We start from the raw sequence: 23,845 nt of genomic DNA on the forward strand, positions 1-23,845 counted from the left end.
TTATTTTAGAACCCGTAAATTCTGTTTCTGAGTTTTAGATACTCGAGGTATTTTTTCTGGAAATACTCACCTTCGTCTGGCTGGAAATACTCGTACTCAAAATTCTGTGAAACTTCTTTGAAAAACTCTCCCCAATTCTTTTGGCCTGTTTTTGCGATTTTGGCTATCATGGCTGCACCAAGAGCGACGCTCTCGTGAACAGAGAAGACCTTCACAGCTCTGTCGAAAACACTTGCTTTTATCTTCAACCACTCTCTTAGCTGACTACCACCACCCGTTGCCACAACCTCATAGTTTTTCAATCCCAGTTTCTCGAATTCGTTAAGACAACCTCTCATTTCGAAAGCGATCGATTCAAGAACAGCTGAGATGATAACATCTCGATCATCTGTGTCTTTTAAGTTGAAGAACGCTCCTCCGATCTCTTCCCTGTCGAACTTACCACGGAGGTAGGGGAAGAAGAAGACCGCGTTCTTTTGATATTTAAACATCCTGAAAACGGAGTAATCTTCCTTGAGAATTTTGTTGAGGAGCCAGTCGATACAGAATCCGCCTGTGGGAAGACCTGTGAGAAGATAGTATTTACCAGGGATACAGTGAAAACCAGCCTGAAATATACTCGGAGCCTTTTTCAAGTACTTCTTTAGGGTTTCTTTGCTAACTGTCCAAAGTGCAGCCTCTGTCGTACCGGAGGAATCTAGTAACTTGGTTTCATCGTGAACACCGGCAGCATAGGAAGCGGTTATATGATCCTGCCCAGCTGTGGTCACAATCGTGTCCTTTGGAAGACCTGTTTCTTCAGAAATTCCTTTTCTTATTCTTCCTCGAGAAACACCGCTATCAACAACCTCCGGAAGATGCTCTTTTGGGATGCCAGATGCCTCCACCAGTTCTTCATCCCACTTCCCGGTGAGTATATTCATCAAAAGTGTTCTTGAAGAGAGCACCCTATCCATCGCAACGTTTCCTGTCAACAAAAAAGCTATTAAACTTGTCACATCGAGCCATTTGTAAACTCTTTGACTCAGTTCTTCATTTCCTTTGTAGAACTTTTTCATTTTGAACACAGAGTATATCCACGAAGGCCACAATCCCGTTTTTTTGAATATCACATCCGATGGAACTTTTTTTAGAAACTCCCTGTATTCTTCCAGCACGTTCTTGTTGTACCACATCATCCCGTCCTGGAGTACTTCTCCATCCTGCGAAATTGGAAACACCGTCTCTCCGAGTGAAGAGATGCCGATAGCTTTTATCTTCTCTTTTGTGCTCTCTGGAATTGATTTGAGAGAACTCAGAATCTCCACAAAAAGCTTTTTTGATGACAAAAGATCCCCCTCTTTGCTGGAAATCACTGGTGTTTTGAATTTTTTCAAAAACACAACTTTGAAATCATCATCGAACACCAGAACTTTTGTGTTGGTTGTCCCAACGTCTATTCCACAGTACACAAATGATCCCCCACTTTTTAGGGAGCAAAAATTCCTTTCATCAACGCTTTTTTATGAGACGACAGATACTCTCTTACTCCGTTGAGATCCAACCGGTCGGTGACGAGTTTCTCAAAAAGAAACTCCCCTGATTCTATGATCTTCACTGCTTCCTTCATGGTGAACGGATTGAGATAAGAACCGAGTATCTTCATCTCCTTCCGATAGATCTCAAAGGGTGAGATGTCGATGGTTCTGTTCTTTGCTATAACACTGAACTGAAGGAGAGCTCCACCTTTTCCAACGTGATCGAAACACACTTTGAATCCCTCTGCTGTTCCAGAACACTCAACAGCAAGGTCGTATTCACCTTTTGGTTCATCCACCCTCAACTCAAACGTTTGAGTGACGAATTCTGCACGCTTTTCGTCCTTTTCTGAAAGAACAATCTCTGCACCTGGAAAGATCTTCCTGAACACCAAACCAAAGATCACGCCTATACTGCCTGCCCCCACTATGAGGATTCTGTCGAAAAACCCGTGCTTTATCATCTTCACTCCTTCGAGAACACACGAGAGTGGTTCTGCAAACACCGCTCTCTCCACCGGTACATTTTTCAAGGGATAAACCTGTGAATTTTCCACAAGAACGTACTCCGCAAAACCACCCGGCTCTGTCACCCCTGTCGCCTGAAGATTTTCACAGAACTGGGGCATTCCTTTTCTACAGAAGTTGCACTCTCCACAGGATCTGTTGGGATCTATCACGACCATCTGACCCTTTTCAAAATCATCGGACTTTTCGACAACACCTGCGATTTCATGCCCTGGAACAACCGGATAGTTCGCGTTCGTTTCTCCTGAGAAGATCTTGTAATCAGTCCCACAGATGCCACAGGCAAGGACTTTCACAAGTGTCTGTCCTTTTCCAGGAACGGGCGTTTCCAGATCCACAACTTCTGAATCACCAGGACTTTCTATGAGAAGTGCTTTCATAACTTCCCCTCCTCACCAGATGGTATACCCTCCATCTATCACAAGATCGTGACCGGTCATATAATCAGAGGCAGGACTTGCAAGAAAGATGACAGCACCTATCAGATCATCCACCTCCCCCAGCCTTCCAAGTGGAATCATATCGAGCCAAAGGGGAACAAGATCTTTCACCTCTGGAGACTCTATGAGAGGAGTTCTGATGTAGCCAGGGCTTATGCTGTTCACCCTTATACCGTACGGTGCCCACTCGGCGGCAAGTGATCTGGTGAGGTGTATCACGCCCGCTTTTGATGCGTTGTAGGCTGTCTGTTTTTGTGGCCTGTTCACTATATGACCCGACATCGAAGCGATGTTTATGATCTTTCCGTATTTTCTCTCCTTCATTGCGTGGAACTCTGCTTTTGCAGAAAGAAAAACCCCTACCATATTCACGTCTATGACCTTCTTCCACCTTTCCACCGGATAGTTCTCTGCCTCACACCAGTCACCTATTCCTGCGTTGTTAACACCTATGTCAAGTTTTCCCCAATTGTCCAGTACCTTCTTCACTGCATGGAAACAATCCGATTCTTTTGTCACATCCCCCACGTAGAAATCTGCTTCTTTGCCTTTTTCTCTTATCTCTTCAACTGTTTTTCGAGCCGTTTCTTCGTTGATGTCCATGATCAAAACGGATGCTCCTGCCTCTGCCAGTGCATGTGCGATGGCTTTTCCAATTCCCTGACCTCCACCTGTTACAAGAGCAGTTCTTCCCTCGAGAGAGAAAAGTCTTTCAAGAATCTGCATGGTTTCTCCTCCCATACCAATCGTTTCAACACAATATTAACACACTGCGGTTGAATCCGTGTAAGTATAATTGAGTTAAAGAGGCACAGGAGGTGTAAGGTGAATGAATGTTCTCTGCACCGGTGAAATCCTCATAGACTTCATCTCAGAAGATCGGGGAAAAAACCTTTCCCAGAGTGAACTCTTCAGGAAGAAAGCAGGAGGTTCTCCACTGAACGTTGCCGTTGCACTTCGAAGATTGGGAAGGCGCGTTTCTTTTCTTGGAAAACTCGGAAAAGATCAGTTCTCCTCGTTTCTTCTCGAAGCGATGAAAAAGGAAGGCATAGACACAACACACGTAGTTGTGGATCCTTCCTGCAAAACAACGCTCGCTTTTGTAGCGAGGGACGAGATGGGGAACCCGGATTTTGTGTTTTTCAGGGAAAATCCGGCGGACACAAATTTGAGACCTGAAGAGGTGAAACTCAATCCGGAGGATTTTTCTTTCCTCCACATCGGATCTTACTCCCTCGTTGTGGAACCTTCCCGCAGCACCTATCTGAAGGTGATGGAAGAATTTCTCAAAGCGGGAAAACCCGTCTCGTACGACCCGAACGTGAGGGCATCACTGATAGAAGATAGAGAATCGTTTGTGAAAGATTTCCTTGAGATTTCATCCAAGGTCGACATCGTAAAACTCAGTGACAAAGATCTTGAATACATCTTCCAGGAAGATCTGGAAACTTCCGTTGAGAAGATTCCGATAAGAGAAGATGCAGTGCTCTTTGTAACAATGGGAGAGAAGGGATGTCTTGTGAAGTACAGAGGTAAAGTGCGTATGGTACCTGCTTTCAAGGTAGAACCAGTCGACGCAACGGGATGCGGAGACTCGTTCACAGCCGCAGTGATACACAAGTATCTGGAGAAAACACCTGAAACGATCGAAGACGCTGTCGAGATTGGAAAGTTCGCCAACGCCGTCGCCGCTATCGTTATCACAAGAGTGGGCGGTGTAGATGCGATGCCGGTTTTAGATGAAGTTGAAATGTTTCTATCAAATCAGGAACGTTGAGTTAACTTCTTATCAATCAAAGACTAACAGAGATTTTCAAAAATTCCTATCGAGCTCTTAAAGAAAATAAGGGAGAATAGCTTCTGGGAGGTGAAACGATGAAGATCTTTCTGGACACAGCAAACTTAGAAGAGATCAAAAAAGGTGTCGAATGGGGTATCGTGGATGGAGTAACGACGAACCCAACGCTGATTTCAAAGGAAGGAGCAGAGTTCAAACAGAGAGTAAAAGAGATCTGTGATCTGGTGAAAGGTCCCGTTTCTGCGGAAGTTGTGTCTCTCGACTACGAAGGTATGGTGAGAGAGGCGAGAGAGCTCGCTCAGATCAGCGAATACGTGGTGATCAAGATACCAATGACACCCGATGGCATCAAAGCGGTGAAGACTCTCTCCGCGGAGGGTATAAAGACAAACGTGACACTCGTGTTCAGCCCAGCCCAGGCTATTCTGGCCGCGAAAGCGGGAGCAACTTACGTGAGCCCCTTCGTTGGAAGGATGGACGATCTTTCAAACGACGGGATGAGGATGCTTGGGGAAATCGTCGAGATCTACAACAACTACGGTTTCGAAACCGAGATCATCGCCGCAAGCATCAGACATCCGATGCATGTTGTGGAGGCGGCACTCATGGGTGTGGATATCGTGACAATACCATTTGCCGTGCTGGAGAGACTCTTCAAACACCCAATGACGGATCTTGGAATAGAAAGGTTCATGGAAGACTGGAAAAAGTATTTGGAGAACCTGAAGAAATAAAGAGCCCGCCACCCGGCGGGCTTTTTTAAGCTACCCACATGTTGTCTATATGAACGACCACCTTGTTTCCTTCGTATCCGAGGATCTTTTTCAAATCGGAAGATTTGTGACCCGCTATTTTCTCCAGATCCGAAGACGAGTAATTCACGATTCCTCGACCGACGAGTTCTCCTTCTTCGTTCACTATCTCCACCACATCTCCCACATCGAACGTTCCTTCCACACCTGTGACACCAACAGGCAGCAGACTATTACCGCTTTTGAGTGCTTCTTCAGCTCCTTTGTTTACGTATATCTTCCCCGCAGGTTCTGAAAGAAAGGCGATCCAGGCTTTTTTGCTTTCAAGCGTCCTTGTGGTTCAAAAACAGTACCGACAGGTTCTCCCTTCACAAACCTTGTGAGGTTTGAAACGTCGTTTCCGCTGCATATGGTCGCTTTCACACCGCATCTTGAAGCCATCAACGCAGATTCTATCTTGGATCTGATACCACCAGTTCCCCAGCTGCTCTTTCCCATATCTTTCAGTTTCACCGACTCGTCGAATCTTTCGACGAGTTTTCCGTTCTCATCGATGACTCCATCCACCGTTGTGAAAAGCACAAGGAAGTCCGCATCCCAGGCTATCGAGAACATGGCAGCGAGCGTGTCGTTGTCACCGAGTGTGATCTCCTCTGTTGCAACTGTGTCGTTTTCGTTCACGATGGGTACAACATCGAACTCCGAGAGTCCGATCAGTGTGTTTCTGAGGTTCAGGTACCTTTTTCTGTTGGAAAAAGTGTCCCTTGTGAGCAGGATCTGGGCGATTTTGATGCCATAGAAATCGAAGGCGTTTTCGTACACCTTCATGAGCTGGACCTGTCCCACAGCGCAGAGAGCCTGTTTTATGTGAAGGTCCTGTGTTCTCTTTCCTTTTCCAAGATAAGTAAAGCCCGCAGCGCGGGCCCCAGATGTGATGATGGAAATTTCGTGCCCTTGACTTTTCAAACGTGCAACCTCGCGACAGAGTTCTGCGATGTAAGACTTTCTCAAGCCAGAACTTCCCACAAGCAGGTTGCTTCCAACCTTTACAACGACTTTCATAATCATTCCCTCACATGATAATTTCCAAGAACGACGAATTTGTACGTGGTGAGCTCTCTGAGTCCCACAGGACCTCTTGCGTGGAATCTCTGAGTGCTGATTCCGATCTCGGCACCGAATCCGAACTGTCCACCGTCTGTGAACCTGGTCGAAGCGTTCACGTAAACGGCTGCGGCATCGATTTCTGAAACGAACTTTTTAGCGTTCGAATAGTTTTCAGTCAGAATCGATTCGGAATGTCCTGTGGAATATTTCTTTATATGCTCAATTGCCTCATCCACATCTCTGACCACTTTGATGGCGATGATGAGATCCAGATACTCGGTGGGCCAGTCCTCTTCAGTAGCCGGTACCACGTCCGGCACGATTTCTCTGGTCTTTTCACAGCCTCTCACTTCGACGCCGTGTTTTCTCAGCTCCTCCACGATCACAGGAAGAAACTCCTTCGCTATCTTCTCATGAACGAGCAGTTTCTCTGCAGCGTTACAGGTACCAGGCCTTTGTGTCTTCGCGTTTATTATGACCGGAACAGCCTTCTTCAGATCGGCGCTCTCATCGACGAAGATGTGACAGTTTCCAACACCTGTTTCCAGTACCGGAACAGTCGCGTTGTCACGCACAAAGCTGATGAGGCCGTATCCACCACGTGGAATGACGAGGGAGAGATACTCTCTGAGCCGTATCATCTCAAGAACGAGGGATCTGTCGGTGTTCTCTATGAATTCAACGGAGCTTTCTGGAATCTCTGTTTCTTTGAGCGCTTCCTTTATGGCTGAGACTATCGCCTTGTTCGAGTTAAGAGCGTCGGATCCGCCCCTGAGCAGTATGGTGTTACCGCTCTTCAGGGCCAAGATCGTGGTCTCCACAGTGACGTTCGGCCTGGATTCGTAAATGATTCCTATCGGACCGATGGGAACCCTCACCCTCGCGATTCTGAGTCCGTCTTCTCTCACCCAAGAATCGATTACTTCTCCCACGGGATCTTTCAGTCCAATCACCGTCTCGCAAGCTTTTATCATCTCATCGATTCTTTTATCGTTCAGGGCGAGTCTATCGACAAGGGATTCTTTCACACCCCGCTCGCGGGCCTTTTCCACGTCGATTCTGTTCGCCTCGAGGATTTCTTTTCTCCTCTCATCGAGTTTCTCGGCTATCTTCTTTATCGCTTTGTTCTTTTCCCTCGTCGTCGCGTTTCTCAGAACATCCCAAGCCTCTCGTACCTTCTTCGCCTTCTCGAGGAGTTCATCCACAACTCTCACCCCCTAAACCTTCGGGAAGGAACCGTGTTTTTTCAGATAGTTCACTATACCGTCTTCTTTCAGTATCTCGAGGAGAAACTTCGGAATAGGAGTGAATCTGTATTCTTTCCCTGTTGTGAGGTTCTTCAAAATACCGTTTTCGAGATCTATCTCAAGTTCGTCTCCCTGGTTGATCTCGTCGACTTCTTTGAGCTCTATAACCGGAAGCCCCACATTGATGGCGTTTCGGTAAAAGATCCTTGCGAAAGACTTCGCCACGATACAGGAAACACCAGCGATCTTTATGATACGCGCAGCGTGCTCTCTGGAAGAACCAAGTCCGAAGTTCTTGCCGGCCACGATGATGTCACCTTTCTGCACCTTCTTTGCGAAATCTTCCATGGCATCTTCCAGGACGTGTTTTGCGAGCTCCTCAAGATTGTTCCTCAGATGAAAGTACCTTCCAGGTGCTATATGGTCAGTCGATATATTGTCACCGAACTTCCAGACTCTTCCCCTTATCATGCTCCACCCTCCTTCAAATGAACCTTCTCGGATCTGTGATGTATCCAGTTACCGCGGTGGCTGCCGCCGTTGCAGGAGAAGCAAGGTATATCTCCGCGTTGGGGTTTCCCATCCTTCCCTTGAAGTTTCTGTTCTGCGTGGAAAGTACCCTCTCTCCGTCTCCAAGAACACCCATGTGGATTCCAACACACGGGCCGCAACCCGGTGGTATAACTGCCGCTCCAAGTTCAACGAATTTCTTGATTATTCCCTTTTCAAGGGCGTCCATGTAGACCTTCCTTGAAGCAGGGCCAACGATCAGCCTCACATCCGGGTGCTTTCCGTGTTTCTCAAGAATTTTCAAAGCGATCTCAAGATCCTGGAGTCTTCCGTTCGTACAGGTTCCTATGAACACTTGATCTATCTTTATCTTTTCCTTTTCAACCTCGCTTACCTTTCTCACGTTGTCCACATAGTGAGGCAAAGAGACGAGTGGTTCGAGTGTGGTGGCATCTATCTCTATCTCTGTCTCGTAAACCGCGTCTGGATCTGCTTTCAACTCTCTGAAGTCCTCCTCTCTTCCCATCTTTTTCAGGAACTCTCTGGTCTTCTCATCAGAAGGCATGAGACCTGCTTTCGCTCCCACTTCCACCGCCATGTTGGAAATGGTGAGTCTGTCCTCCACATTCATATTTTCGATACAGCTTCCGTGGAACTCCAACGCTTTGTAAGTTGCGCCGTCGCTTCCCAGAATTCTCGCGATCTCGAGAATAATGTCTTTCGCGTAAACTCCATCCTGTAACTTCCCGTTCACCACAACTTTGATCGACTCAGGTACTTTGAACCAGTTCTGTCCAAGCCCGAAGATGATCGCAACATCTGTGGACCCCATTCCCGTTCCGAAAGCACCGAGCCCACCGGCAGTGCAGGTGTGCGAATCCGCACCTGCTACCAGATCGCCGGGTTTCACGTATTTTTCCGCGAGGATCTGGTGGGATATCCCGTCTCCCGCATCGAAAACCTTGACTCCCATCTCTTTTCCAAATTCTCTCATCATCTTCTGCGAATTCGAAAGCTCTTTCCTCGGGCTCGGAGAAGCGTGATCGATGAAGAGGAAGGCCTTCGGGACCTTCACTTCTTTGAAGCCGAGTTCTCTGAATTCGTTTATCATCAGGGGGCCTGTTCCATCCTGGGCCATGGCTATATCCACTCTCGCGAGTACGATTTCTCCGGCTTTCACGTCTCTTCCAGTATGTTCAGAAAAGATCTTTTCTGCGAGTGTCTTACCCATTCTCATCCCTCCGCTCGATAGGAATGTATTCGACATCCATAGGACCCACGTACTCACTAGTTGGTCTGATCAGCTTGTTGTCGCTCACGTATTCGATCACATGAGCGGTCCATCCGACAACGCGAGCAGTTGCAAACAGGGCAGTGAACATGTTCCTTGGAAAACCGAGCTCTTCGAAGAGAACGCTCGAATACAGATCCACATTCGGGTATATGTTTTTGATCTTGTTAGAAACGATGTATTCTTCCAGCTTGCTGGCGATTCTGAACAGTTTGCTATCTGGAAAGTGTTCCTGAAGAACTCTCTTCAAAAACACCGCTCTCGGATCGTAAGTTTTGTAAACTCGATGCCCGAATCCCATGATCTTTCTTTTCTCTTTCAGACACTTTTGAACGAACTCTTCCACCCTGTCTTCACTTCCGATCTCTTCTAGCATGGGCGGAACCTTTTCACTCGCACCACCGTGGAGAGGACCCTTGAGCGCACCGAGAGCCCCTACAATACAGGAATAAAGATCGGAGAGTGTGGAAGCTATCACAAGCGCGGCAAAGGTGGAAGCGTTTATATCTTGCTCCATGAGAAGAATGAACGCAGATTCCAGAAGACGGATCTTTTCGTTTCTCTCTCCGAACATCATGTAGTAGAAGTTCTCAACGTGTGATAAGTCTTTTCTTGGCTTTATCAGTTCTTTTCCTTTAGAGTATCTGTAGTAATACGCCAGTATTGTGGGAAAGACGCTGGCAACCCTGATGGCTTTTTCTCTGAGATCCTCATCGTTCCCATCCATGGAACCGTGAATGGAAAGGAATATCTTCAAAACATCAATGTAATGAAGGTCTTTCGGAAGATGGTAAAGAATTTCAAGGGCTTCATCAGGAAGCTCTCTGTAATCTGCCATTTTCCTTTTGAATTCTTCAAGCTCACTCTTTGTGGGAAGCTTTCCGTACCAGAGAAAGTAGGCCGTTTCTTCGAAAGTCGATTTTTCCGCGAGTTCCTCAACCGGTATTCCTCGGTAGTAGAGTCTTCCGTTGATGCCGTCCAGATAGCATATCGAACTTTCACATATTTTGACGCCTTCCAGTCCCTTTTGTATCAAAATAACACCTCCGTGTTGTATAACTATACACTGGAACGATTAAAAATGAAGGAGGGCTTTGGGAAATTTTACCATACAAACTTGAAGGTAAAGTTAAACAGTACTGCATGGCACAGGCTGGCATTTTAATGCTTTTCGTTTTGAAAAAGATTTAACACTTTCGCAGAAAAATTGGTAGAATATGTTTTGAAGACATTAAGCAAGGGGAGGGGTTGAAGTGGCTGAAAGATTGGGAATACTCGTTGGCGGAGGGCCGGCACCTGGAATCAACAGTGTGATAAGTTCTGTTACCATCGAAGCTATAAACAACGGACTCGAAGTGATCGGAATATACGATGGATTCAAACACCTCGTAGAGGGAAAAACGAATATGGTGAAAAAACTTTCCATCGAAGATGTCTCTAGAATCCACATCGAAGGTGGATCCATTCTCAGAACCTCGAGGGTGAATCCTGCCAAATCCGAAGAAACCCTCGAGAAGACCGTTCAGACTCTCAAAAAGCTCGGGATAAAGTATCTTGTTACTATCGGAGGGGACGACACCGCGTTTTCTGCGAGCAAAGTGTGTGAAAGATCGCAGGGCGAAATAAAGGTGGTCCACGTTCCAAAGACTATAGACAACGACCTCCCTCTTCCGGAGAACATGCCCACGTTCGGTTTTGAAACAGCCCGCCACGTGGCCACAGAGCTCGTTTACAATCTCATGCAGGACTCAAGAACAACGAACAGATGGTACTTTGTGGCCATGATGGGAAGGGAAGCCGGGCACCTCGCACTCGGCGTTGGAAAAGCAGCGAGTGCAACGATCACGATCATTCCTGAAGAGTTCAAAGAGGGAGTGACACTCGAAGAAGTGTGCGACGTTCTCGATGGGGCGATTCTCAAGAGAAAACTCATGGGAAGAGACGATGGAGTAGCAATAATAGGTGAAGGTATCGCAGAAAAGATGGATCCTGAGGAACTTGCCAACATTCCCGGTGTGATAGTCGAAAAAGACCCGCACGGACACCTGAGACTTGCAGAGATCCCGCTCGCCACCATTCTGAAACGGGCGATCGAGAGGAGATACGCTGAAAGAGGTGAAAGAATCCATATCGTCGATGTCACAATAGGATACGAACTCAGAAGCGCACGTCCCATACCCTTCGACATAGTATACACCAGAACACTCGGTTACGGTGCTGTGAGATTTCTCCTTGGAGATTATTCCGATCTCCCTGGCGGGATGGTGTGCGTGGTTGGTGGCAGAATCAAGATTCTTCCCTTCGACGCTTTCATGGATCCAAAGACCGGAAGGACAAAGGTGAGAGTGGTGGATGTTCGATCGGAAGATTACAGAGTAGCAAGAAAATACATGATAAGGCTGGAAAAGAAAGATCTCGAAGATCCCGAAACTCTCGAAAAACTAGCAAAGCTCGCAAAGATGGAACCTGAAGAATTCAAAAAGAAATACTGGCACACGACAGAGCTTCCATAAAACTTTTATGAGCCCCATCTTGGGGCTCATTATCTTTCTACAACGAGACCGTATTGGCTTGTGAAGAGCTCGTAATAAAAGCCTCGCTTTTGAATCAACTCATCGTGTTTTCCCATCTCCACAATTTCTCCGTCTCTTAAAACGATGATCAGATCTGCGTTTTTTATCGTGTTCAATCTGTGAGCTATGATGATGCTGGTCTTCCCCTCCATGAGTTTCCACATGGCTGCCTGTATGCTTTTCTCCGTCTTTGTGTCAACGTTGCTGGTGGCTTCGTCCAGTATCAGGATCTTTGGATTCGCAAGGAAAGCTCTTGTTATGGCAAGAAGCTGTCTTTGACCCTGACTCAGATCTTCACCGTTGTCGGTGAGGACCGTTTCGTAACCCTCAGGCAGGTGTTTTATGAAGTGGTCGGAATGTGTCAGTTTCGCTGCTTCTTTTATTTCTTCGTCGGTAGCGTCAGGATTTCCGTATTTGAGGTTTTCTTTCACGGTGGTGGAAAACAAAATAGTATCCTGAAGGACGATACCTACGCTGGATCTCAGAGAACTCCTCTTTATTTTTCTTATATCTATACCATCCACGAGGATCTGCCCTCTGTCCACGTCGTAGAATCTCATCAACAGATTCACGATCGTCGTCTTTCCGGACCCTGTGGGACCCACCAGTGCAACCTTCTGACCCGGTTTTATGTGAAAAGTTATGTCTTTAAGAACAGGCTTTTTCTTGTCGTAGGAGAACCACACGTTCCTGAACTCGATTTCTCCTCTGACTTCCCTCAGTTCCACAGCATCAGGATCGTCTTTTTCTTCCTCCAGATCGAGAATCTCAAAGATTCTTTCAGCACTCGCAAGCGCCATCTGGATCATGTTGAACTGGTTAGAAAGCTCGTTCAACGGTCTTGTGAACTGCCTCGAGTAGCCTATGAAGGTGGCTATGGTACCCACTGTGATTATGTCTTTCAAGGCGAGCCATCCTCCAAAACCGCTGATCAGGGCAAATCCAAGGTTGTTGACCATGTTCATAAGAGGAGGGAGAACACCTGAAAAGATCTGAGCCTTCGTTCCCACCTTTCTGAGACTCTCGTTCACCCGGTCGAACTTCTCCATCTCTTTTTCCTCACGGGTGAAGAGTTTTATCACAGTGAGGCCGGAGATGTCTTCTTCTATGATCCCATTGAGCTGGCCGAGGACTCTTTGATTTTCGTAGAAGTATTTTCTGGTTCGGCTGGAGACGATCTGCGTGATGAGAACGGTCAAGGGAACTATTGAGAGTGTGACGAGTGAAAGGATCACATTCACTCTGAACATCATGATCACAGCGCCTGCGAGTGTCACAATTCCCGAGAAGAACTGAATGATACTGTTTCCAAGAACGTTGTTTATATTGTCCACATCGTTTATGACTCTGCTTATGATGTCTCCGTGAGGTGTTCTGTCGAAGAAGCCGACCGGAACTCTTTGAAGCTTCTCGAAAAGCTCCTTTCTCAAACGAAAAACAACATCTTGGGAAAGCGTTAACATGATTTTTCCCTGAAGCCAGAAGAGAAGAGACGTAAGCGCATAAATCGTTCCGAGAATCAGCATGTATCTGGGAAGAAGATCGAATTTTCTTGGAACGAAGACAACATCGATCGTTTTTCCTATGAGATACGGTGAGAGAACACCAAGTATGGAAGAAACGGTGACGAAAACAAAGACCATGATCAAAGTGAAAGTGTGAGGTCTCAGATAACCGAGGAGTCTTCTCAACGTGGCCGTGGGATTTTTCAGTGCGGGTTTTTCTAAAATTGGTCCGTGTGGCCTTCTTCTGATCTCAGGCATCGTTCATCACCCCGTTTCCAAACTGGGATTCATATATCTCTCGATAGGGTTTGCAGTGTTCGAGCAACTCTTTGTGGGTGCCAAATCCCGCTACTTTCCCTTCATGAAGGACCAGGATCTTATCGGCGAGAAGAGCCGTTGGGATCTTCTGAGTGATGATGAAGGTCGTACATCCCTTCGTGTATCGCTTCAACCCATCCAGTATTCTTTTCTCAGTTATGGGATCCACTGAACTCGTGCAGTCGTCGAGTATCAGTACCTTTGGTTTTTTTACAAGAGCACGGGCTATGGAAAGTCTCTGTTTCTGACCTCCCGAGAAGTTTCTCCCCCCTCTTTCGACGCGAGAATCGTATCCTTCGGGCAGACTGATTATGAAATCGTGTATCTGAGCGATCTTCGCTGCCTCCACGATTTCATCATCTGTGGCGTCTTCTCTTCCCCATTTCAGGTTCTCTTTGATGGTTCCCGAAAACAGCACGGTTTCCTGAGGAACAACAGATATGTGACTTCTCAGATCTTTCAGCTTCACCGTCCGAACATCCAATTCATCGACTTCCACACGTCCACGCTCTGGATCGATGAGCCTTGGAATGAGGCTCATGAGGGTGGTCTTTCCGGACCCTGTTTCACCCAGAACGGCAACGAGTGATCCTGGTTCAACGGAGAAGTTCACTCCACTGAGAACAGGATCGGTGTTTTCGAAGTATCTGAATTCGACATTTTCGAAGGAAACGCTCCCCTCCACATTTGGAAGTGCTAAGGCGTTGTCCGCTTCTTCAATTGCAGGTTTTTCGTTCAGCACCTCCAGAACTCTCTTTGCAGAAGCACTGGCTCTTACAATGAAATTGAGAATGTTTCCGATCATCATGAGAGAGAACATGATCTGCATGAGGTAATTCGTGTATGCCATGATGCTTCCTATCTCCATCTGGTTGTTTCTAACGAGAACCCCTCCAAACCACAGGACGGCGATCATCCCCATATTCACGATGAATATGAAAAGGGGCAGTGCGAAAACAATGAGTGAAAAGGCACTGATGATGGATCTTCTCAGAGACTCGTTTGCTTTCCGAAAGTTCTCATTCTCGTATTCTTCTCTTCGAAAGGCCCTCACTACCCTGACACCCAGGAGATTTTCTCTCACGACTCTGTTGACCTCGTCGGTGCTCTCTTGAATCTTTCGAAAAAGAGGATTCCCTTTCTTAGTGAGCCACACAAAGAGGAGAACGATGGGAGGTATCAAAAAGATCAAAACGGAAGAAAGCTTCACGTTGATAGACACTGCCATGACTATTCCACCCACAAAGAGAAGAGGCGCTCTGACAACGATCCTGAGAAGCATCATCACCAAGTTTTGAAGCTGCGTGACGTCGTTGGTGAGACGCGTTATCAAAGATGAAGTGTGGAATCTGTTCACATTGGAAATAGAAAAACTCAGAACTTTTCTGAAGAGATCTCGCCTCAAGTCGGCTCCAAAGTTCTGACTGGCGTAGCTCGCAAAGACCGTGCAGCCTATTCCTCCCACCGCACCTATCAGTGCCACTATCAACATGAGGATCCCTGTTTTCAAAACCAGAGAAAAGTCTCCACGCGCGATTCCTTCGTCGACGATACGTGCCAAAAGAGTGGGTTGTGAAAGATCACATATCACTTCTACAACCATGAAAAGCGGTGCGAGAACGGCGAATAGCCAGTAAGGTTTTAAATATCTGGCGAGTGTTTTCATTTCGAGTTTTTCCCTCCGTAGATGATGTTGTATACGTTCCTTTCAAAGTCTTCCGTGGCGTGTTTTAATTTCTTCTTTTGTTCCGGTGTGAGATCTTTCGCGTTTTTGAAAATCACATCCACTACATTTCTCAAGGAAAGACCACAAATTTCAGAAAAGACTCTGAATCTCTCTGCGAAATCCAGTGCCTTCTTGATTTCCTCTTTGTGTTCTTCCAGGTACTTTCTCCCCTTATCAGTCAAACGGTAAACCTTTCTTTTCCCCTCGTTGTATGTTTCGATGTATTTCTGCTTCCTGAGGGAAGAGAGTATCGGGTAGAGCGCACCAGGACTCGGAGGCTCTGCCCCTATTATCTGGGAGATCTTCTTCATTATGTAGTACCCATGAGAGGGTTGTTGAGAAATTATGTGAAGAACCAGAAATTTCAGATGCCCTTTCGTATCTCTCATACTGTCACCAGATATATCTATAGAGTTATGATTTTCAACAAGAATTATACCGGATTTCTGGAATATCTCAAAACACCATTTCGGAAAAATTCTTGAGGATCTTCATCTCATCAAAGACATCCAAGATGGTGAACCTGTCCCTTATGGTGTTTGCGAGACGTACAACTCTTGACAGAAAGTCTTTGCTGTAACTGTTGATCACTGAGTTCACATCTATAGTCTCAAGAGTTCTTTTGAGATGGGGGAAAAACTCCCAGTAAATATCCTCCAATGGTTCTCCGACTATATCTGCTTCGATTTTTGGGAATTTCTTCTCAGCGTATGTTTTTAAAAATTCTTCTACTTTTCTTTCTTCGAAGAGCTCAAGAAGTTCTTTCCTTCTTTCCTCAATGGAGTAGTCTTTTAGAGGTATCTCTTTCTTCTCTACAAGTGCCTCGTACGCCTTCATCGAAACAAAAACTCCTATCATCACTGTCAAGCCATGGAAAGGAGGCATCTCCCCTTTTTCTTCGTGAAACATCTCTATCAGATGGGAAACCATGTGTTCTGCACCGGACGCCGGCCTTGAATTTCCCATGATGACCATGTTGATTCCTGAAACAAGATGGGCCTCCATGAGTGTTTTGATGGCATTTCTTTCCCTGTTGAGAATGTCTTTTGACTTCAAAAGAATTTCTTTCAACAGATCTTTCATGTCGTTCCAGACGAAGTCACAGATGTATTCACCCGTAACGATATGTGAGAGAATCCAATCCATTCTTGCGGGAATCTTGGCAACAATGTTTCCTACACCAGCCCTCAAAAGGTCCATTGGTGCGTTTCTCAACACCTCGATATCTAAAAGGATTCTCCTGGGGGGAATCGCCATGAAGGTCTTTTTCACACCGTTCACCAGGATGGGCGCCACGGTGGAAGTATAAGCATCCACAGAAGGCGCTGTAGGAACACACGAGAAACGCTTTCCAGAAAGATATGCCGCGTATCTTGCTATGTCTGTGAGGCTGCCAGATCCAATCGATACGATCTCTGGGAAATCTCCAGATGCTTTCACTATTTTTTCAACGTTTTCCATCGTTGCAAGGGGTCTTCTCTCGTTGAAAACGAAAGACCGCTTCCCGGGCAAGTCCACCAGGGAAGCGGTGTTCAGGTCTGCTATGAAAAACGCATCCGAAAAAACATCCGGTGCCTCTCTTATGGATGCCTCCAGGATTTCTATATTCGGAACCTCATGAGTTTTCCCGCAACTGCACTCGAAGGTTTTTCCCAGGATATCCTTCATCCCTCACAACCTCGCCATCAGGTCTTTTGTTCTCTCATAGAGCTCTCTGTATATTTCGTAGTACCTGTCGTAGATCTTCTTGTTCTCCGGATCTGGCTCCACGGGATCTCTGTATTTCACCCACTCTTTTATTCTCTCGGGCTTGTCTATAACGCCTGTTCCGAGTCCCGCAAGGAAGGCATCTCCGTAAGGAGCCTCCACAAGGCTTGCAACCTGCCTCATCTTGAAACCAGTAACATCCGCAAATATTTTAACCCACACAGAAGATTTGGAAACGCCACCGACGATCCAGCATTCGTCGTTCAGTTTCAAACCAGCTTTCAAGCCCTCTTCCATGTTGTGTCTCAGGGCATACGCTCCTCCTTCCATTAGTGCCCTGTAGAGGTGTGCTCTCTTGTGATAGAGAGTGACCCCAAAGAACACACCCCTTGCGGTAGGATCCCATATCGGAGATCTTTCACCCATGAAGTATGGAAGAACGATGATACCCTCGCTTCCAGCAGGGATGTTTGCTACCTCCTTGTCAAAGAGCTGGTACGGTGAGATGCCAGTTCTTTCACCGACGATTGTCTCGCTCTCACCGAACTGTTCTTTAAACCACCTGGCGAGAGCCCCCGTTGTAGCGGACCCTCCAAATGTGTAGATCCTTTCAGTGTCGTAAACCACATAAGGATAATTCACAAGCCCGAAAGCCAGTTTCGAACCATCGTGGACCGTTCCCCAGCAGGTGGAAGTACCCACCATCGCAACGTGTTCTCCCTCTTCAAGTGCACCGGCAGAAAGCTGGGCAACTGGAGCGTCTATTCCACCGGCCACTACGGGTGTTCCCTCGAGGAGTCCGCACAATTCTGAAGCTTCTTTCGTCACTCTTCCAACCACGTCAGAAGACTTCACTATTCTCTCGGGGAGGAACTCAATTGGTATTCCGAGAACATCGCACATCTCCTTGGACCAGGTGAGCTTTCTGATGTCAAAAACACCACCCAGGTTTCCAGCGGAGGAATAGTCGATGACAACTTCTCCCGTCATTTGATAGATCACGTAGTCCTTAGGAGTGATGAACTTGTAGATCTTTTCCCAGATCTCTGGTTCGTTGTTTCTGATCCACATGATTTTCGTAAAGCCAAAGTACGAATCCACGTAATTTCCTGTGATTTCGAAGAGCTTTTCCTTGGGAACGTTCTGTTTCACCCACTCCGTCTCTTTCACCGCTCTTCTGTCCATCCAGATGAGGCAGGGTCTGAGCGGTTGCATGTTCCTGTCAACTGGAATGCCCGATCCACCGTAGAGCCCGCTAATGGCAATCCCAGCTATTTCTTTCTTTGATACCACAGACTTCTCCACCACTTCTTTTACAGTTTCAAAGACTGCTTTAACCCAGACATCAGGCCACTGTTCTGCCCAGTTCGGTTTTGGAGTTATGACTTCGTACTCTCTGAAAGCCTCAGCGAGCACTTCTCCTTTCTCGTTCACAATGACGGATTTCGTACCCTGAGTTCCTATATCACTTCCGATGAGGTACATATTCCCCCTCCTCACTTCTGACCGTACTTGGTGTGGTACTGATTGTAGAGACGATCCACCTCATCAGGTGGCAATGGTGTGGGTTTTCCTGCAAGTGTTGCAAAGTACGCTGCCTTTGCTACCTCCTCAAGGAAAATCGCCTTTTTCACCGCATCGTCCACAGAGGTCCCCACGATCATAACACCGTGTTTTCTGAGAAGAACAGCACCGGATTTTCCAATCACTTTCACGACAGCTTTTCCAATCGCCTCGGATCCTACAGGAGCGTATTCTGTAAGAGGAATCTCCTCTCCGAAAACATCCGCATGTGCCGTGCAAAGAACGGGGATTGATTTTTCGAGAATTGCCCACACCATGGCGAATGTTGAATGAGTGTGAATCACGGATTTTGCCCAGTCGAGGTGTTTGTAGAGATACAGATGTGTGGCTGTATCGACGGAGGGTTTCTTCTCTCCCTCGATCACGTTTCCTTCAAGGTCCACCACGACGAAGTCCTCTGGTTTCAGCTCGGTGTATGGAACACCGGAGGGCTTTATCAGAACATGATCACCGATTCTCACACTCACGTTACCGCTTGTGTAAGCGACAAGACCGTATTTTTCCAACAGAAGATGGGCATTGTATAGCTCTTTCCTTTCTTTTTCGTACATGCTTTTACCTCCTTTATGGGTAAACGTACAGTCAAAATTATCCACACAACAAGGCATCACAGTTCCGTTTTTGTTTTCAAACTTCAACAGAAAATCTATAAACAGTAACCTGTCTGTACTCCTCACCTGGTCTCAAGATGGTGCTTGGAAAGTTTGCATGATTTGGAGAATCGGGGAAGTGCTGTGCTTCAAGACACAAACCTGAGTACGGTCCGTAGTATGTACCGCATTTTCCCTTCACATCGAGGAAGTTTCCCGTGTAGAGTTGAAGACCCGGCTCTGTTGTGTAGACCTCCATCCTTCGACGAGATCTCTTGTCTCTTAGAACAGCTGCAAGCTTCAGCTTTCCATCTTCACCGTTTAAAACGTAGTTTATATCGAAACCTTTTGTTGTAGTGCTTTTCAACGGTTCGATGGCGTCTCTCAGAACTTTGAAAGATCTCAAATCGAACGGTGTGCCTTCAACCGGTGCAATCTCTCCTGTTGGTATGAGGTTATCATCAACGGGGGTGTAGTTATCTGCGTTTATCATAAGCTCGTGATCAAGTATTGAACCATCACCGGCAAGGTTAAAATAGGAATGTTGTGTGAGGTTCACAACGGTGGGTTTATCCGTTGTGGCACGATACTCTACCTTCAGCTCGTTTTCGTTTGTGAGAGTGTAGATAACTGTGAGATCCAGATTGCCAGGATAGCCTTCTTCGCCATCGTGGCTCAAATACTTCAGAACAAGGGAAGGTCCAGTGGGCGTTTTTATGGGAACGGCTTTGAAGACCCTGGTGTAGAATCCCTTCACACCACCGTGGAGCGCGTTTGGACGATCTCCATCGTTCAGGGCAAGCTGATAGGTGACTCCGTCGATCTCGAATCTTCCACCGGCTATTCTGTTCGCGTATCTTCCCACTATCGCCCCGAAGAAGAAGTTCGAGTTCTTTGCTTCGTACTCCTGGAGTGTGTCAAATCCCAAAACAACATCAGAAAGGGTGCCAGAACTGTCTGGCACCCACAATTCTCTCACTATCGCACCATAAGTGATGATCTTTGCCATCATTCCATTTTTGTTTATGAGTGTGTACTGATATACAGGTATTCCCTCAGAAGTTGCTCCGAAGAACTCCTTTTCAATGTGGCTCATCAGATATTCCATTTCTTTCTCCTCCTGGCAACAGTTTTTCTTACTCCAATTCTACCTCAATCACACTGCAAGAGAATGGTTTAAACGTGTGTTCAAATTCGGTGTCAACGGTGATGGTTTCGGAGGTAATATCAACGACGTTCGGATTTTCCATGGTGTTTCTCGCGTTCACGTCCGGACCTGTGAGTGTATAAACGGTGGCTTTTTTCTGTCCCAGACCTTCCACTCTGATTGGAACCTTCAAAGCGTCTTCTTTCCTGTAGTTTACAACAGCGATGAAAAGTTTCTTGCCATCTTCTGAGATGGAAGCGGCGGCATCAAGGAACGGTGCGTTCTCGACAGAGAAAGGCATTTTGTTGATGAACATGACTCCTTCTATGTTGTAAGTCTCCGATTCAACATGGGTCTTGACAAGCTTTTCTCCGGAATGATTCACGATGAGTTCAAAAGCCTTGTAAACGGGTGTGAGAATGAGACCGTCTTTCTCGGTGTGTATAGCTCCAAGGGCGTTTACAAGCTGTGCGAGATTGGCAAGTGGGACTATGTCGCTCATCTTTTGAAGAAGTACAAGCACTCCACATGCAAAGATACCATCTTTGAGATCGTAAGGTTCTTCGAGTTTGTTATCGGACACTCTGTACCATACGTTCCATTCATCGAGGGCGATCTTGACTCCTCTTTTCCTAGCAATATCCACCATATCGATGAGCTTCTTGACACCAATCAGTCTTTCTTTGAGGAGGTAAACCGTAGAGACCGTTTCGTAGTAATCGTCGGACCCTGTGTAGAAATGGTAAGATATGAAGTCAATCACATCGCCTGCTTCTTGAAGAACTCTGAGATTCCATATAGGGTCGTCACAGCCCACGGCGATCGCTTTAATTGTAGGATCGAAAACCTTCATCCATTTCGTGTATTCTTTGGCGGCTCTTGCGTATTCGTCCGCCGTCATGTGGCCTACCTGCCATTCCCCGTACATCTCGTTGCCTATTCCCCAGAACTTTACGTTGTAAGGTTCTGGATGACCGTACTTTCTTCTGAGTTGAGCGTAGTAGGTATTACCCTTTCCATTGCAGTATTCAAGCCAGTGGAGAGCTTCGTCGAGTGTTCCAGTTCCCATGTTTATACTGATGTAAGGTTCTGCTCCTATCTCACGACAGTACTCAATGAATTCGTCCGTTCCAAATCTATTCGTCTCTTCCTGTTGCCAGGCGAGATCGAACCTAACAGGCCTCTGATCTTTGGGACCTATTCCGTCTTCCCAGTGGTAGTTCGACACGAAGTTTCCACCGGGCCATCTCAAGTTCGGAACTTTTATCCTCTTTACAGCCTCCAGAACGTCCTTTCTGAAACCCCTTTCATCGGAGAGCGGAGAACCTTCTTCATAAATTCCGCCGTAGATACACCTTCCCAGATGTTCCGTGAAATGACCGTAGATGTGTCTACTAATCGGCTTGACAACTTTTTTTGGATCAACCACTATCCTGTAGGACATACTCTTTTCCCTCCTCACTTCACAAAAGTTGGTGTTATAGAAATACCTATGATCGGCCGTTGACAGCTGAAGAGGTAAAGGAACTTTTCCAGAAAAGATAAAAGAGCCCCTTCGTGGGGCTCTTTTTTATTTTTTCAACCACACCGCCATTGCACCCGGTTCTCTGTTGGCCCACATATGGTAGGGAATAAGAGTGAACTCTACCGTTTTTTCCCTAACCTCAGACAGCTTTCTGTACAGTTTCCCCTCCCATTCAGAGATGTCCAGTGCTCTTCCAGTTCCTTTGAGGAAAAAAGCCTCCCTGTCCAGTACCTTTCCTTTTTCTTCCTTCAGGCTTTCTGAGTTCAACACCAGTGTCCAAACATGGAAATCCGGGTTATCTGCTTGTTCTATACAGTAGACAACGGGGCCTCTTCTCACTGCAACCTTTTCAAGGTTGTCTCTCACGAACGGATGTGCTTCAATGAACTCCGCTTTCATAGGAAGTGAGAGTTCCACTGTGTGTTTTCCTTTCCAGCTCTGGCTCAGTTTTACATAACCGTTCTGTGGCTTTGCTATCACCGCTTTTCCGTCCACCCTGAGAACAAAATCATCTGCCCAGGAAGGAAGCCTGAGATAAATGGAGAATGGCTCTTCAATGTCTGTTTTAATCGTGAAAGCTACTTCGCCACTCCATGGATAGTCTGTTTCCTGCTCTATCTCCACAACCGAACCTTTGAAATCAAGCCTGGCTGTACTTTTTTCGTACAGATGAACCTGAACACCGTCGTCCGATGTGGTGTACATGTATCCCGGAAAAGACGCTATGAACCTGGCAAGATTCGGTGGGCAGCACGCACAGTCGAACCATTTCTGTCTTCTTGTTCTCCCGTAGTCCTCCAGCGGGTTGAAGTAGAAATAGTGCTTCCCATCGAGGGATATACCGGAGAGAAGTCCGTTGTACAGTACCTGTTCCATCACATCTGCAAATTTCCCATCGCCCGTTGCAAGAAGCATCCTGAAGTTCCACATGAAGTTCGCTATCGAGGCACAGGACTCGGCGTAAGATCTTCTGTTTGGAAGCTCGTACTCTTCTCCGAAGGATTCCCAGTCGTGTCTGGAACCCGCCCCTCCTGTGATGTACATCTTCTTCGTCACAAAATTCTCCCAGAGTCTGTTGAGGGCCTGCCAGATCTTTTCATCACCTGTTTCAAGATAAAGATCGGTAGCACCAGAGCAGAGATACAGAGCTCTCACCGCATGGCCTGTGATCTCTTCTAGCTCCACAAAAGGTTTGTGATCGATGAAGTACTCTGGTCCAGGATTTCTTGGGACGCTGGCAAGCCCTTTTCCACGTGCGTAAATGAAGTACCTTGCAAGGTCCAGATATTTTCTGTCTCCTGTTTCTCTGTAGAGCTCTACAAGTGCCATTTCCACTTCAGGATGCCCCGGTGCCCCTTCTTTTTTTCCAGGACCGAAAGTGTTGCAAATGTGATCTGCGAATCTTTTTGCCACTTCAAAGAGGAAGTTCTTTCCTGTCACTCTTCTGTGCGCAACGGCAGCCTGAATCAAATGACCTGCGTTGTACAACTCATGATTCCACGCAAGGTTCGTCCATCGCTCTTTTTTTCTCTCTCCAGAAAGATAGGTTCCAAGGTAACCGTCTTCATCCTGAGCAGCTTTCACCTCTTCTATCACGCTGTCAAGGATCTTCTCCAGCTCCGGAAGTTTCCTGTTCGCTAAAGCGAAGGACACTGCCTCAGTCCATTTGTACACGTCTGTGTCGTCAAACGGGAAAAATGTTTTGTAAGATCCTTCCATCTTGCCAGCGGCGATTCTGAAGTTGTCGAGTCTTCCTGTGCTCTCCAGAAGATCGTACTGTGTGGGAAGAGTCACGTTGACGAGGGTTTCAAAGTATTTACCCATGAATCCATTTAACTTCACAGAACCAACAGGTATCGTTTTGAGCTTCGCATAAGGGCTTTTGGAAACTTCTACGATTCTGGACATAAACGATATTCCTCCTTTTTATACATTTAGGTACGTACATTATTCTTCACATAAATTCTACATTGCCCACTT

At 46.6% G+C, this 23,845-nt stretch carries 21 protein-coding genes; 3 read left to right on the forward strand and 18 right to left on the reverse strand.

The annotated features are described in order from the left end of the window. Positions 1 to 5: 5 nt before the first annotated feature. Genes CELL2_RS03150 through CELL2_RS03160 form a run of 3 tightly spaced genes read right to left on the reverse strand, consistent with a single transcriptional unit; the run spans position 6 to position 3,211 of the window. Entirely contained in the window at positions 6 to 1,451 is a 1,446-nt protein-coding gene (locus CELL2_RS03150) for an L-fuculokinase (protein ID WP_038033431.1), read from the reverse strand. A gap of 17 nt (positions 1,452 to 1,468) precedes the next feature. Then, positions 1,469 to 2,425, reverse strand: a complete 957-nt coding sequence (locus tag CELL2_RS03155; protein WP_012896252.1) for a mannitol dehydrogenase — start codon at positions 2,423 to 2,425, stop codon at positions 1,469 to 1,471. Positions 2,426 to 2,437: 12 nt separating this feature from the next. Then, complete coding sequence (locus tag CELL2_RS03160; RefSeq protein ID WP_038033430.1) at positions 2,438 to 3,211, reverse strand: SDR family NAD(P)-dependent oxidoreductase; 774 nt, start codon at positions 3,209 to 3,211, stop codon at positions 2,438 to 2,440. Positions 3,212 to 3,314: 103 nt separating this feature from the next. Between CELL2_RS03160 and CELL2_RS03165 the strand changes: the two genes are divergently transcribed. Then, positions 3,315 to 4,262 (forward strand): carbohydrate kinase, encoded by a 948-nt coding sequence (locus CELL2_RS03165; RefSeq protein ID WP_038033429.1) that lies wholly within the window; start codon positions 3,315 to 3,317, stop codon positions 4,260 to 4,262. A 98-nt stretch (positions 4,263 to 4,360) separates the two neighbouring features. Further along, complete coding sequence (gene fsa, locus CELL2_RS03170) at positions 4,361 to 5,017, forward strand: fructose-6-phosphate aldolase (RefSeq protein ID WP_012310648.1); 657 nt, start codon at positions 4,361 to 4,363, stop codon at positions 5,015 to 5,017. A 25-nt stretch (positions 5,018 to 5,042) separates the two neighbouring features. Here the strand turns inward: fsa and CELL2_RS09530 are convergent, their stop codons facing one another. From CELL2_RS09530 to CELL2_RS03195, 6 genes are read right to left on the reverse strand one after another with little or no spacing between them, the layout of a single operon-like run. Then, positions 5,043 to 5,342: a PUA domain-containing protein gene (locus tag CELL2_RS09530; RefSeq protein ID WP_371180341.1), complete on the reverse strand. Its 300-nt coding sequence runs from the start codon at positions 5,340 to 5,342 to the stop codon at positions 5,043 to 5,045. Further along, positions 5,303 to 6,097 (reverse strand): glutamate 5-kinase, encoded by a 795-nt coding sequence (gene proB, locus CELL2_RS03175; RefSeq protein WP_241208688.1) that lies wholly within the window; start codon positions 6,095 to 6,097, stop codon positions 5,303 to 5,305. Before proB ends, CELL2_RS09530 begins: the two co-directional genes overlap by 40 nt. A gap of 2 nt (positions 6,098 to 6,099) precedes the next feature. Next, positions 6,100 to 7,347 carry a glutamate-5-semialdehyde dehydrogenase gene (locus tag CELL2_RS03180; protein WP_038033428.1) on the reverse strand — a complete coding sequence of 416 codons (1,248 nt, stop codon included), beginning with the start codon at positions 7,345 to 7,347 and terminating at the stop codon, positions 6,100 to 6,102. Positions 7,348 to 7,359: 12 nt separating this feature from the next. Further along, positions 7,360 to 7,860 carry a 3-isopropylmalate dehydratase small subunit gene (locus tag CELL2_RS03185; RefSeq protein WP_008193726.1) on the reverse strand — a complete coding sequence of 167 codons (501 nt, stop codon included), beginning with the start codon at positions 7,858 to 7,860 and terminating at the stop codon, positions 7,360 to 7,362. Between the two features lie 13 nt (positions 7,861 to 7,873). Next, positions 7,874 to 9,130, reverse strand: a complete 1,257-nt coding sequence (locus CELL2_RS03190) for a 3-isopropylmalate dehydratase large subunit (protein ID WP_008193729.1) — start codon at positions 9,128 to 9,130, stop codon at positions 7,874 to 7,876. Next, positions 9,123 to 10,226, reverse strand: a complete 1,104-nt coding sequence (locus CELL2_RS03195) for a citrate synthase/methylcitrate synthase (protein WP_011943233.1) — start codon at positions 10,224 to 10,226, stop codon at positions 9,123 to 9,125. Before CELL2_RS03195 ends, CELL2_RS03190 begins: the two co-directional genes overlap by 8 nt. A 217-nt stretch (positions 10,227 to 10,443) precedes the next feature. Between CELL2_RS03195 and pfp the strand changes: the two genes are divergently transcribed. Then, positions 10,444 to 11,703, forward strand: coding sequence for a diphosphate--fructose-6-phosphate 1-phosphotransferase (pfp, locus tag CELL2_RS03200; RefSeq protein ID WP_038033422.1), 1,260 nt, complete (start codon positions 10,444 to 10,446; stop codon positions 11,701 to 11,703). Positions 11,704 to 11,732: 29 nt separating this feature from the next. On the opposite strand, the gene CELL2_RS03205 is transcribed toward pfp, so the two are convergent. From CELL2_RS03205 to CELL2_RS03245, 9 genes are all read right to left on the reverse strand, one after another. Continuing rightward, a complete protein-coding gene (locus CELL2_RS03205; RefSeq protein WP_012310654.1) occupies positions 11,733 to 13,526 on the reverse strand; it encodes an ABC transporter ATP-binding protein in 1,794 nt (597 codons plus the stop codon). Further along, a complete protein-coding gene (locus CELL2_RS03210) occupies positions 13,519 to 15,252 on the reverse strand; it encodes an ABC transporter ATP-binding protein (protein WP_012896234.1) in 1,734 nt (577 codons plus the stop codon). The genes CELL2_RS03205 and CELL2_RS03210 overlap by 8 nt, the downstream gene beginning before the upstream one ends. Continuing rightward, complete coding sequence (locus tag CELL2_RS03215) at positions 15,249 to 15,701, reverse strand: PadR family transcriptional regulator (protein WP_004082997.1); 453 nt, start codon at positions 15,699 to 15,701, stop codon at positions 15,249 to 15,251. The genes CELL2_RS03210 and CELL2_RS03215 overlap by 4 nt, the downstream gene beginning before the upstream one ends. A 67-nt stretch (positions 15,702 to 15,768) precedes the next feature. Then, positions 15,769 to 16,980, reverse strand: a complete 1,212-nt coding sequence (locus tag CELL2_RS03220) for a sn-glycerol-1-phosphate dehydrogenase (protein WP_038033420.1) — start codon at positions 16,978 to 16,980, stop codon at positions 15,769 to 15,771. A 3-nt stretch (positions 16,981 to 16,983) separates the two neighbouring features. Then, complete coding sequence (locus CELL2_RS03225; RefSeq protein WP_012310657.1) at positions 16,984 to 18,504, reverse strand: FGGY-family carbohydrate kinase; 1,521 nt, start codon at positions 18,502 to 18,504, stop codon at positions 16,984 to 16,986. Positions 18,505 to 18,515: 11 nt separating this feature from the next. Further along, positions 18,516 to 19,154: an L-ribulose-5-phosphate 4-epimerase gene (locus CELL2_RS03230; protein WP_012310658.1), complete on the reverse strand. Its 639-nt coding sequence runs from the start codon at positions 19,152 to 19,154 to the stop codon at positions 18,516 to 18,518. 76 nt (positions 19,155 to 19,230) lie between these two features. Further along, a complete protein-coding gene (locus CELL2_RS03235) occupies positions 19,231 to 20,301 on the reverse strand; it encodes an aldose epimerase family protein (RefSeq protein WP_011943240.1) in 1,071 nt (356 codons plus the stop codon). Between the two features lie 28 nt (positions 20,302 to 20,329). Beyond that, a complete protein-coding gene (locus tag CELL2_RS03240) occupies positions 20,330 to 21,784 on the reverse strand; it encodes an alpha-N-arabinofuranosidase (protein ID WP_038033417.1) in 1,455 nt (484 codons plus the stop codon). A 126-nt stretch (positions 21,785 to 21,910) separates the two neighbouring features. Then, positions 21,911 to 23,773 (reverse strand): glycoside hydrolase family 127 protein, encoded by a 1,863-nt coding sequence (locus CELL2_RS03245; RefSeq protein ID WP_038033414.1) that lies wholly within the window; start codon positions 23,771 to 23,773, stop codon positions 21,911 to 21,913. Positions 23,774 to 23,845 lie beyond the last annotated feature (72 nt).

It is taken from the genome of Thermotoga sp. Cell2 (assembly GCF_000789375.1).
In the GTDB taxonomy this organism is placed as follows: Bacteria; Thermotogota; Thermotogae; order Thermotogales; family Thermotogaceae; genus Thermotoga; species Thermotoga petrophila.